At 60.9% G+C, this 11,675-nt stretch carries 8 protein-coding genes and 1 tRNA gene; 4 read left to right on the top strand and 5 right to left on the bottom strand.

Annotated elements, in window-relative coordinates; all coding sequences use genetic code 11:
• Positions 1 to 2: 2 nt before the first annotated feature.
• Complete coding sequence (locus KIH75_RS03015; RefSeq protein ID WP_219055335.1) at positions 3 to 287, top strand: exodeoxyribonuclease VII small subunit; 285 nt, start codon at positions 3 to 5, stop codon at positions 285 to 287.
• An 869-nt stretch (positions 288 to 1,156) separates the two neighbouring features.
• On the opposite strand, the gene KIH75_RS03010 is transcribed toward KIH75_RS03015, so the two are convergent.
• On the bottom strand, positions 1,157 to 2,113 hold the full coding sequence (locus KIH75_RS03010) for an endonuclease/exonuclease/phosphatase family protein (protein WP_219055349.1): 957 nt from the start codon (positions 2,111 to 2,113) through the stop codon (positions 1,157 to 1,159).
• A gap of 508 nt (positions 2,114 to 2,621) precedes the next feature.
• Between KIH75_RS03010 and KIH75_RS03005 the strand changes: the two genes are divergently transcribed.
• Positions 2,622 to 2,694 (top strand) — tRNA-Arg (locus KIH75_RS03005).
• A 676-nt stretch (positions 2,695 to 3,370) separates the two neighbouring features.
• Here the strand turns inward: KIH75_RS03005 and KIH75_RS03000 are convergent.
• Positions 3,371 to 4,414: a LacI family DNA-binding transcriptional regulator gene (locus KIH75_RS03000; protein WP_219055334.1), complete on the bottom strand. Its 1,044-nt coding sequence runs from the start codon at positions 4,412 to 4,414 to the stop codon at positions 3,371 to 3,373.
• Positions 4,415 to 4,654: 240 nt separating this feature from the next.
• On the opposite strand from KIH75_RS03000, the gene KIH75_RS02995 reads away from it, so the two are divergent.
• Positions 4,655 to 6,445, top strand: coding sequence for a glycoside hydrolase family 13 protein (locus KIH75_RS02995; RefSeq protein WP_219055333.1), 1,791 nt, complete (start codon positions 4,655 to 4,657; stop codon positions 6,443 to 6,445).
• Positions 6,446 to 6,641: 196 nt separating this feature from the next.
• On the top strand, positions 6,642 to 8,003 hold the full coding sequence (locus tag KIH75_RS02990) for an ABC transporter substrate-binding protein (protein WP_219055332.1): 1,362 nt from the start codon (positions 6,642 to 6,644) through the stop codon (positions 8,001 to 8,003).
• A gap of 717 nt (positions 8,004 to 8,720) precedes the next feature.
• On the opposite strand, the gene KIH75_RS02985 is transcribed toward KIH75_RS02990, so the two are convergent.
• The 3 genes from KIH75_RS02985 to KIH75_RS02975 all read right to left on the bottom strand — a co-directional run bounded on the left by KIH75_RS02985 (position 8,721) and on the right by KIH75_RS02975 (position 11,375).
• Positions 8,721 to 9,101 (bottom strand): YxeA family protein, encoded by a 381-nt coding sequence (locus tag KIH75_RS02985; RefSeq protein WP_219055331.1) that lies wholly within the window; start codon positions 9,099 to 9,101, stop codon positions 8,721 to 8,723.
• A gap of 503 nt (positions 9,102 to 9,604) precedes the next feature.
• Entirely contained in the window at positions 9,605 to 10,015 is a 411-nt protein-coding gene (locus KIH75_RS02980; RefSeq protein WP_219055330.1) for a YxeA family protein, read from the bottom strand.
• 187 nt (positions 10,016 to 10,202) lie between these two features.
• A complete protein-coding gene (locus KIH75_RS02975; RefSeq protein WP_219055348.1) occupies positions 10,203 to 11,375 on the bottom strand; it encodes a pyridoxal phosphate-dependent aminotransferase in 1,173 nt (390 codons plus the stop codon).
• Between the last annotated feature and the right edge of the window lie 300 nt (positions 11,376 to 11,675).

The following is an 11,675-nucleotide window of genomic DNA, read 5'->3' as shown; positions in this document are numbered from 1 at the left end:
CCATGGCAGACCAGAACACCGCAGCATCCACCCTCACCGACGACGAGCGCAAGGCCATCGCGCAGATGCCCTATGAGGAGGCGCGCGACAAGCTCATCGAAGCCGTGCAGGCGCTCGAAGCCGGCGGCCTGAACCTCGACCAGTCCATGAGGCAGTGGGAAATCGGCGAAGCGCTGGCCCAGCGTGCGCAGACGCTGCTGAACGAAGTGCGAGCCAAGCTCGACGCCGCCCAGAACGCGCAGGCCGCCACGGCGGACACCGCCGGCACGCAGTCCAACCTGGACTAAGGACCGAAGCTCGCCCCGGCGTAGGCAAACGGCGATGGGATTACCGTTTGTCTACGCCAAGCGCCCGCCAGCGTGGACAAACGGAGACGACATCGTCATCTGTCTACGCCGAGCGCCCGCCAGCGTAGACAGATGGCGACAGCCCCCCCCAACTTCCCAATCCCCCATTACCGGAATCAGACAAAATCCGCCCCATTCTGTCCGATTCCGGTAAAGCGCATCCGGTTCCCGTGAAGCATGCCAGACCCCGTCTCCCCCCATTACCGTTTTCAGACAAAAACGGCCCAATTCTGTCCGATTCCGGTAAAGCGCGTCCGGTTCCAGCGGAGCATGCCGGACCCCCATTACCGTTTTCAGACAAAATCCGCCCCATTCTGTCCGATTCCGGACACAGACTCCCCAATCCCCGACAGTGGCCGGACGGCATGGAGCGCGTTCGACACACTCAAGGCCGTTTGGCCAAGCTTACAGTCTCACACGCCCCACGCCGTCCTCTCAATCCCGGCCCAGCGCAGCTTGGCAGAGACGGCATCGCCATCCCCATTCCCATCCCCCATTACCGAAATCAGACAAAATCCCGCCAATTCTGTCCGATTCCGGTAAAGCGCACCCGGTTCCAGCGAAGCGTGCCAGACCCCGTCTCCCCCATTACCGTTTTCAGACAAAATCCGCCCCATTCTGTCCGATTCCGGTAAAGCGCATCCGGTTCCAGCGGAGCATGCCGGACTCCTGTCTCCCCCATTACCGAAATCAGACAAAAACGGCCCAATTCTGTCCGATTCCGGTAAAGAAACTCACAAACCCGATAGCAGCCGGGCGGCGTAAAACTGTTTGGGGACCGCGCTGCGGGCGCGAAGGGACGGATAAGGTCAGCGACCTACGTCGATGGTGGCGAGAAGGGCGGCGTGATCGGAGCCGCTGATGCGTTTAATCTGCACCTGACCGGCGGTCATATCGGAATCGACCACCACATGATCGACGGCAGCCGCAGCCGGTACTGCGAACAGGTTCGTCGGACTGGTGAACGCGAACCCATGCCCGGACCCGTAGGCGGCGTCACGGAACCTTGATCCCAAAAACTCACGCATCGACGCGTGATCCATCGTCGCATTGAAATCGCCCATAAACACGTACCGCGTGCCCTCGTCGCCCCGCTTCAACCCCAGCTCATCCAGCGAGCGCTTCCACTGCCGCCAATCGCCTTGCCTTGGCGACGTGGTGTGCACGGAAACGAACCGCACCTCGCGCTGCCCGTCGGAGAACCGCACCGTGCCGCCCGGCATGAACGACGCGCTCGAATTCACCGCATCATCCACCGGATTGCCCAACGGGGTCGCCGACCACAATCCGTTCCCATACGCACCATCCATCGTGGAAACCTGCGAATACGGCAAATACGTTTCGATATGCGCGTTCTTCAGCTCCTCCACGAAATCGTTCGTCGTCTCCTGCAACGCCAACACTTCGACACGCTCCTCGCGCACCAGGTCGACGATGGACTGCGCGTCGGCCTCGCCCTTATACACGTTCAACGTCATCACGCGCGCATACTGATCATCCGTATCCGCAATGGAATGCGCCACCGCGGAAGTCGCCGCCACCGGCAGCGGATGCGTGGGCGAAAAGAACGGGTACTGCCACCAGCAGTTCACGCACAGGCAGGCGAGCGCAAGCAGCGACACCACAAGCCGTCGCGAGAACACCGCGAGACCGAACGCGAGCGCACCGACGAGAATGAACCAGGGGACGAACAGCAGAATAATCGGAATATACGGCAGCGCCTGCAGGTCGGCGGGCAGCAGACGCAACACGATTTCGACCATCATGGCGACCGTCAGCAATCCAGCCAACGCGCCGGTCAGCCTGCGCTTCTTCCGCAACGTTTTGGCACTCACACTCCCGGCCTTGCCTCCGCCACCACCGGCGCTCCTTGTTTTGCCGCCTGCGCTCTTCCCCTTTTTGACGCTTGTGCCCTTCGGCCTGGATCCGGCACTCCCCGTTTTGGCACCGGTTTTCCGCCCGGTCGGCTTTCCGCCACTTTTCCTGCTGTTCTGAGAGGAGGCCATGCTTCCCTTTCGCTCCGACGCTGCTCATCCTTCGTCCGGTACGCGCGTAGCGCCCCGCACCGCGTAGACACTTTACCCGCGCCAACGGTCGGGAACCGCGCCACGCCGGTCATTCCCACCAACGATTCACGCGCGCCCATCGCCCCATTACGCCCTGAGCGCAATGATTTCGCACCGATTTTCGCGGGAACGGTTTTGGGAACCGCCCGAAGAAAAACACGAAACGGCACCGAACCCGCCGCGATGCGTGTACAATGTAAACGCTGTTGCCCCAGTAGCTCAGTGGATAGAGCACTTCTCTCCTAAAGAAGGTGTCGTAGGTTCGATTCCTATCTGGGGCACTTTTTATGCCCGTTTGCGCCCTGTTCCTATCTCCTGTTTGCGCCCTGTTCCTATCTCCTGTTTGCGCCCTGTTCCTATCTATTTGCACCCGTTCTCGCCTATTCGTATCTCTTTATCTCTCGCACTCTTCACAATCGGCCGGGCCGAACCGAAATCAGACAAAATAGGCCGGATTCTGTCCGATTCCGGTAGCGGGGAATCGAAGGGAATCTATGTTCGAAATCGGACAGAATAGGCCGGAATTTGTCCGATTCCGGTAATGAAGGTCGAGGGAATCTATGTTCGAAATCGGACAGAATAGGCCGGAATTTGTCCGATTCCGGTAATAGGAGGTCGAGGGAATCTATGTTCGGAATCGGACAGAATAGGCCGGAATTTGTCCGATTCCGGTAATAGGAGGTCGGGTGCCCTCGACCGTTTTCAGACAAAATAGGCCGGAAAATGTCTGATTTCGGTAGTGAGGATCGAGGGAATCTATGTTCGAAATCGGACAGAATAGGCGGGAATTTGTCTGAAAACGGAGATGGGGATGGCGCGGCCATGACCGCTGCGCTCCACCGGAAACGGACACATTTCACCGGAATCGGACAGAATTGGCGGGAATTTGTCTGGAAACGGGGACAGAGAGGACCAAGGGAAGAGAGTCCGATGCGCTTCTCTGGAACCGGCCAGGGGCTATGGCTCGATCTGCGGGGCCCTGCCGGTGGTGTCGCGCAGTACGAGCACCGGTTCCTGCGATTCGTGCCGATCGTCCAGCGGCTCGCCCTTCAGCAGCTGCAACGTTTTGCGCGCGGCGGACCGACCGAGTTCGAGCGGATTCTGACGGATGGTCGTCAGATCGGCGACTTCGGCGATCTCCGCATCATCAAAGCCGATAACCGACATATCCTCCGGCACGCGCAGATGTTGACGCTTCAATTCCTTGATGAGTGCGATTGCCACCTGATCGGTCTCCACGCACACGGCGGTCGGACGTTGCGGCAGCGACAGCAGTTTGGCGACCAGTTCGGCGGCGAGCTGCGGTCTGGCCATCGATTCCGGATGCTCGTCGGCGGAGACGATGGTGACCTCATCCTCGCCGTACCCGTTCTGTTCGACGGCTTCAAGGAACGCTTCGGTACGCTGGCTCGTGTTGTAGACCATGTCCTGCGGAATGTAGTCGATGGCGAACGCGATGCGCTCGTGCCCCAGTGATTTCAGTAGTCGCACGGCTTTGGACATGCCGTCGAAGTTGTCGATGCCGACGGACGCGTCGCAGGAGGATTCCGAGGGGATGTTCACGCCGATGGTGGGCATGTCGATGGCTTTGAGTTGTTCGCGCATGGCTCCGTCGAGCTGGAAGGACGAAATGATGATCGCGTCCGCATTGCGGTTCTTGGGCAGTTCGGCGAAGTAGCGGTCCACCTGTTCCTTGCCGATGATGAACGCCGGGGAAACGTCGTAGCCTTCGGGGGTCAGCACCTCGTACGCGCCTTGCAGCACGTTGGCGTTGAACCATTCGTTGAGCCTGCCGGAGCTGAGCAGGATGATGCGCATGGTTTTGCCGGAGGCCAGAGCCGAAGCGCTTTTGAGCAGCGTGAAGTTGAGACGGTCCGCCGCGTCCAGCACTTTCCTGCGCGTCGCCGGCGTCACCTTGTCGACCCCACGCAGCGCGCGGGATACCGTCGCCTGGGACACTCCCGCCAGTTTGGCCACATCCGCGATCGTAGCCCGTGCCATACTGTCACCTCCTGCAAAATTGTTTACCGCTTCCATAATAACGGAAACGTTGATTTCATTGGAAAACACGCCGAGCGAGGAACGAATTGCATGCAAAAATGTAAGCGCTATCATTTATACCATCAAGAAAAACGCAACGGCGCATCACTTAACCACCAGCATGCACCGATTCAACAAGTTCGCAACACGAATGTAAGCGTTGTCATAAACATGCATCGAAGCATGGGAAAGGAACCGACGATGGCAAACACCGATCAGAGAGTCCAAAGCGCGGCCGATCCGTCACTGTGGTGGAAGCAGGCCGTGGTCTACCAGGTCTACCCGCGTTCCTTCAAGGACACCACCGGTTCCGGTCTCGGCGATATCGCCGGCGTGACCGAGAAGGTCCCCTACCTGAAGAAGCTCGGCGTGGACGCCATCTGGCTGAGCCCCTTCTACCCCTCCCAGCTCGCCGACGGCGGCTACGATGTGGACGACTACCGCAACGTGGATCCCAAGCTCGGCACCATGGATGATTTCGACAAGCTCGCCCGCACCGCGCACGCCCACGGCATCAAGGTCGTCGTCGACATCGTCCCCAACCACTCCTCGAACCAGCATGAATGGTTCAAAGCCGCCCTGGCCGCCGGGCCCGGTTCCCCCGAACGCGACCGCTACATCTTCCGCGACGGCAAGGGCCCGAACGGCGACCAGCCGCCGACCGATTGGATCGCGAGCTTCGGCGGTTCCGCCTGGACCCGCGTGCCCGACGGCCAGTGGTACCTGCACATGTTCACCGTCGAGCAGCCGGATTGGAACTGGAAGAACCCCGACGTGCGCGCCGACTTCATCAAGACCCTGCGCTTCTGGCTCGACCACGGCGCGGACGGCTTCCGTGTGGACGTGGCGCACGGTCTGGCCAAGGATCTCGACCGCGACGACCTCGACGATTTCAAAATCATCGGCGACGAAATGTCCGTGACGAACGGCACCCACCCGCTGTACGACCGCAACGAGGTGCACGACATCTACCGCGAATGGCGCAAGGTCTTCAACGAGTACAACCCGCCGGCATTCGCCGTGGCCGAAGCTTGGGTGCATCCGGACCGCCAGTACCTGTACGCTTCGCCGGACGAGCTCGGTCAGGTGTTCAACTTCGAGTTCGCGAAGAAGGATTGGATCCGCGACGACATGCACCTCGCCATCGAGGAGGGTCTCGCCGCCGCCGAACGTTCCGGCTCCACCTCGACGTGGGTGATGAGCAACCATGATGTTCCCCGCCATGCGTCCCGTTACGGCCTGCCGCAGGTGCCCGCATCGTCGCACCACCAGCTTGCCAAGGACTGGCTGCTGCGCGACGGCACGAGCTACACCGAGGACAGGGAGAGGGGTTCTCGTCGTGCGCGCGCCGCGATCCTGATGGAGCTCGCGCTGCCCGGATCCGCCTACGTGTATCAGGGCGAGGAACTCGGACTCCCCGAAGTGGCCGACATTCCGTGGGATCAGCTGGAGGACCCGACCGCGTTCCACCGCGTCCGCAATCAGACGGAGAAGGGCCGTGACGGCTGCCGCGTCCCGCTGCCGTGGGTCGCCGCGGACAAGGCCGAGGATGGCGGATCCTTCGGATTCTCCCCCGCGACCAAGCGCATCGGTGCTGGCGTGCCGGAATCCGACGCCGGCTCCCCCGCCGAAAAGCCGCATCTGCCGCAGCCCGCATGGTTCGCCGATTATGCCGCCGACGTGGAGGACGCCGACCCGAACTCCATGCTCAACCTGTACCGCGAGGCACTGGAACTGCGCCACAAGCTGATGCCCGCCGACACGACGCTGACCTGGCTTGACGAGGATCGCCCCTCCGGCCTTCCAGACGGCGCCGACGGCCAGCATGGCGGCGTGATCGCCTACCGTCGTTCCAACGGTTGGGCGTCCATCACCAACTTCGGCGCGGAGCCCATCGACCTGCCGAACGGCGACATCCTGCTCATGTCCGCACCGCTCACCGAAGACGGCAAGCTGCCTCAGGACGCCACCGTCTGGCTGATGCTCGACTGACGTTCGACTGACGTTCGACTGACGTTCGACCGACTCACCATCTGACTTACCATCCCCGCCCCGCAACCCTCCGCGCGGGGCGGCCACACAACCCCACAGGAGGGAACCGAGGTCGAGGCATCGCAATGATGCGAACCCCGATCTCACCCGAAAGGGACGCACCCGCATCCCATCCGGAAAGGAAAAGGAGACAACAATGAACCGCAACATCACCAGGATCGTCGCCGTGGCGGCATCCCTCGCCATGGGCTTCTCGCTCGCCGGATGCGGCAGCAACAGCGCCGACTCCGACAAAGGCCACGTGTACTTCATGAACAACAAGGCCGAAGTCGTGGACCAGTACAAGGAACTCGCCTCGATGTACACCAAGAAGACCGGCGTGAAGGTCGACATCCAGACCGGCGCGGCGGGCACCTACGACGCGACCATGACCTCCGAACTGGCCAAGTCCAACGCCCCGACCATGTTCAACGTGTCCGGCTTCGACCAGTTCGCCAAGTATCAGAAGTACGTCGAGCCGCTGCAGGACACCGAAGTATTCAAAATGCTCAACGATGAAGGCAAGGCCTACTCCTACACCATCGACGGCAACTCCTACACGCTGCCGTACGCGGCCGAATGGTACGGCATCATCTACAACAAGAAGATCATCAACGATTACGCCTCCAAGGATTACGCGGTGATCAAGAGCGCCGACGACATCAAGGATTACAAGACCCTGAAGGCCGTCGCCCAGTCCATCCAGCAGCATAAGGACGATCTCGGCCTCGACGGCGCCTTCGCCACCCCCGGTCTCGACTCGTCCGACACCTACCGTTTCACCGCGCACATGGGCCGCATTCCGCTGTACTACGAGTACAAGGACATGAACACCACGTTCTCCAAGACCATCAAGGGCAAGTATCTCGACCAGTACAAGGACCTGTTCGACCTTGAACTGAACAACAGCCCGACCGACGCCGGCCTGATCAGCTCCAAGACCTACGACGACGTCACCTCCGAATTCGCGCTCGGCAAGGTCGCCTTCTACCCGAACGGCGTGTGGGCGTACTCGCAGATCAAGGGCAATGATGTGGCCGACGACGATCTCGGTATGCTCCCCTACTACATGGGCATCAAGGGCGAGGAGAACAGCGGCCCCGCAGGCGTGTATGACGCCAGCTGGGCGGTGAACAAGAACGCCTCCGAGAAGGACAAGAAGGCCACGCTCGACTTCATCAAGTGGATGGTGACCGACGATTCCGCCAAGAAGATCCTCTCCCAGGACATGGGCTTCTCCGTTCCGTTCACCACCTTCACCGACAAGTACCAGCCGGACAACCCGCTGACCGCCGCGGCCCGCGCCTACTCCGAGGCCGGCAAGACCGAGGTTCGCAGCTTCACGATCCCGGACCAGCAGTGGCAGGACGATCTCTCCTCCGCGCTCATCGAATACGCGCAGGGCACCGGCAAGTGGGACAAGGTCAAGTCCGCGTTCGTGGACGGCTGGGCCACCGAATGGGCGAACAACGAATCCTCGCTGGGATCCGTGCCCGAAGCGCAGAAGTTCGATGCGTGAGGCCGGGGTTCGCTGAGTGGCTGGGATTCGCTGAGTGGCCGGGATTCGCTGAACGGCTGAACGGCTGAACGGCTGAACGGCTTGGCAGCTTGGCGACGCGACTTAGCCGCTGTTGCAGCCGTGACGACTGCAACAGCAATCGCAACCACAACCGCACAACCGCAACCGCCGTGGGGCGTGTGATGGGAAACCGTCACACGCCCCGCGGCGTTTTGCGTAAGCAGGACCATGTTCTTGTTCACCGAAATCAGACAAAATAGGCCCGAATTTGTCTGAAAACGGTAATGGAGTAACGGAACCCCATGCCGTCCCCATCCTTGCCGCCCCTTTTACCGAAATCAGACAAAAATGGCCCAGATTTGTCCGAAAACGGTAATGGGGTGACGGAAATCCCTGCCACCCCCACCCATACCTTCCCCTTTCATACCTTCCCCTTTACCGGAATCAGACAAAAATGGCCCAAATTTGTCTGAAAACGGTAACAGAGACCGCCCAGCTTTACCGGAATCAGACAAAATAAGCCGGAATTTGTCTGAAAACGGTTGGGGAGGGTACCGGCGAGTGGGCGAAAACGCAAGAAAAGGCTCCCGATGAGGTGATGCATCGGGAGCCTCTGATGTGGGCGGCGGGACCAAGGCTGTGGCGCCACCCGAATCCGCTGGGCGGACGGCCAAGCGGACGACTGAACGAACAGCTGTCCGCCCGCACTGGAACCGACTACTTACCGGAGTCGGCGTTCAGTTTCTGCACGGCGGTGGCGGGAATGTCGCTCTTCTGCACTTCCTGCCACGACACGACGCCACGGTTCTTGTTGTAGGTCACGGCGATGTACCTGTCCTTGGTCATCGGGCTGTCGACCTTCATCAGGTCGTATTCCTTCCGGTTGCCGTCCTTGTCATAACCGTGGAAGGTGTACTCGTATTCCGTGATCTGACTGCCGTCATTGGTTTTCACGACCTTCTTCTTGCCGTCGCCCTGGGTGTGCGTGTAGTAGACGGTACCGCCGAAACGGTCCTGCACCACCAGGTAGCCGATGCCGCCCAGCGCGGCGATGATCGCGAAGATGATGATCAGGATGAACGTCGTTTTCTTCTGCATAGCAACCTCAATTCGGTTCACGTGTATTCGTGTGTATCGGTGTATTCGTTGTCGTCTTGTTCGGCCTATGGTCGCGGATCGAACGCCGCGCGGCCTGATACTTGCATGCTATGGGAATACGATTCGGCTTTTCATCGGCCCATGGGACGATTTGGGATGGATGATAGGGCGCGTTTGCCATCCTTGGGGATGATGGGGGGATTGAGCGGGATGCGAGGAGTCGTCGTTCGACCGCATCGCCGACCGCATCATCGACCGCACGTCGATCACATCGTCGACCGGCAGCAACCGATCGTACCAACTACGCCAATCGCACCCGATCGCACCCGGCTGCGCGAAGAATCGCGAACCCACAGGTCGAAACAGCGAGGGCCGCGCACCCATATCAGGTGCACGGCCCTCACAACCCACAAAACCCGCAAAACACAACAACGGCATATCAGCCGAGTGCAGCTAGACACAACTAGACACAACTAAACACAGCCAGCCCCAATCAGCCCCAATCAGACGCGCAGCCTACGCAACGCCTCCTGCGGCACGGCGTTCTTCTGCACGCTCCTCAGAATCAGCCCGTGACGGCTCTTCACCAAGGAAATATAGCTGCCCTTCCGCAACACCTTGTTCGCCCTGAGATTCATCTGAATCGTGCAGACCTCCTTACGGCCGTTCTTATCGTAGGCGACCAGATCGCGCACGGGCGCGGGCTTGCCGGCAGCGGAATCGGACGCCGCGTTCCCCGGCTTCCCTGGCTTCCCCGGCTTCCCTGGCTGCGCGGCCGCCTCGGCCTTGCCCTCACCGACCACGGCGTAATACGTTTCGCCGCCATACTGGTATTTCACCCACTGGTACCCGGCGATCGTGACGCCCAGGATAATCGTCAAAGCGATCAACAGCGCGGAAAGAGCCTTCTTCATGATGCCTCAGTTCGTCCATGGGAGCGCCGGAAGCACTCCCCTACCATCGTTACCGCCGTTTCCGGCGTTCTGATGTGAACATTACCGAGGCGACAAAGCACACATCATCGGTCAACGGGACGATTCGCCATACGCATATCATCCCGCGGAACGATACCCGCGCGGCGATACCCGTATACCGCCACGTTCACAAGGTCCGCAGCCAGCGCCCCAAACGGTCGAGGCCCTCCGTCAACGCCTCCCGGGACGCCGCATAGCTCAGGCGCACATGCGTATCCGCGGTCGCCGCACCGAAATCACGCCCCGGCGTCAACGCCACATGCGCTTCATCCAGCGCGCGCTCGCAGAACGTCCACGCATCCAAACCGGTGGATTCGATGTTGAAATACGCGTAGAACGCACCGTTCGGCTCCACTTCCACCGGCAGGCCGATACGCGCCAAACCGTCAAGCACGATATTGCGACGGGCCAGCAGCTCCTGACGACGACGCTCGCATTCGGCAAGGCTTTCCGGGGTGAAGCAGGCGAGCGCGGCATGCTGCGTCGGCGTGTGCGCGCACAGGTAATAGTTGGTGGCCAGCTTATCCACCGCCTTGAGCACGTCGTCATCGTCGGGCATGACAGCCCAGCCGAGTCTCCAGCCGGTCATGCCGAAGAATTTGGAGAAGCTGTTGCAGACAATCGCGCCGTCATCGCATTCGAGCACGGACCGGACCTCGCTGCCGTCCGGTTCGCGGTCGGCCAGATCGATGTAGGTTTCGTCCACGATGCGCCACATGCCATGGTCGCGCGCATACTCGCATACGCCGTTGAGCACGTCGAAGCTGATGGTGGTGCCAGTGGGATTGCACGGCGAGGTGATCATGACCGCCTTGGTGCGGTCGGTGCAGTATTCGCTGACGAGTTCGGGGGTGAGGTGGAAGCGGGTGGCCACGGTTGTGGGCACGTCCACCACGGTTCCGCCGAAGGTTTTCACCAGTTCGCGATTGCACGGGTATGAGGGGTCGGCGACGATCACCTCATCGCCCGGATCGACGGCGAGCGCGGTGGCGAGCAGCAACGCCGCGGAACCGCCTGACGTGATGACGATGCGCTTGGGATCGATGTCCAGATGATGGCGTTCCCGGTAGAAGCCGGCGATGGCGGCGCGCAGCTCGGGCAGACCCATGGCCGCGGTGTAGGGCAGGGCGCGGCCGTCGCACTGTTCGCGCATGGCGTCGCGTACTGCGGGCGGGGCGCCGAAGTCGGGTTCGCCGAGGCTGAGTTTGACGACATCGATGCCTTCGGCGATCATCCGGTCGGCTTGCTCGCCGAACACCATGGCGCGGAACGGTTGCACCTCGCGGGCACGACGGGACATAACAGGCTGCGTTGCTTCGTTCATACTCTCGTTGTATCCACACCATCAGACACCATTGCCTGCCCCTTTGCGTCCTTTCCGATTCCGTTCCATGCTCCTTGTTCCGCGGTTTTCCGCGCCTCATGGCTTCCCGTGCCGCTTCTGCATTTCCCCGTTTCGCCCCCGTATCACCCCCGTATCGTTCTCGCGCCGTTCCCTGTTTCACCACGTGCTACCCCCGTTTCGCCCCCGTTTCGCCCCCGTTTCGCTGATTCGCCACGGGGGAACTCGCCGTGCGGAAGTCGCCTCTACAATGAGACG

Origin of the sequence: Bifidobacterium pongonis (assembly GCF_019331805.1) — a bacterium.
Taxonomy (GTDB): domain Bacteria; phylum Actinomycetota; class Actinomycetes; order Actinomycetales; family Bifidobacteriaceae; genus Bifidobacterium; species Bifidobacterium pongonis.
Note: the sequence above shows the minus strand (reverse complement) of the source record. Positions and strands in the feature narration are given on the sequence as shown.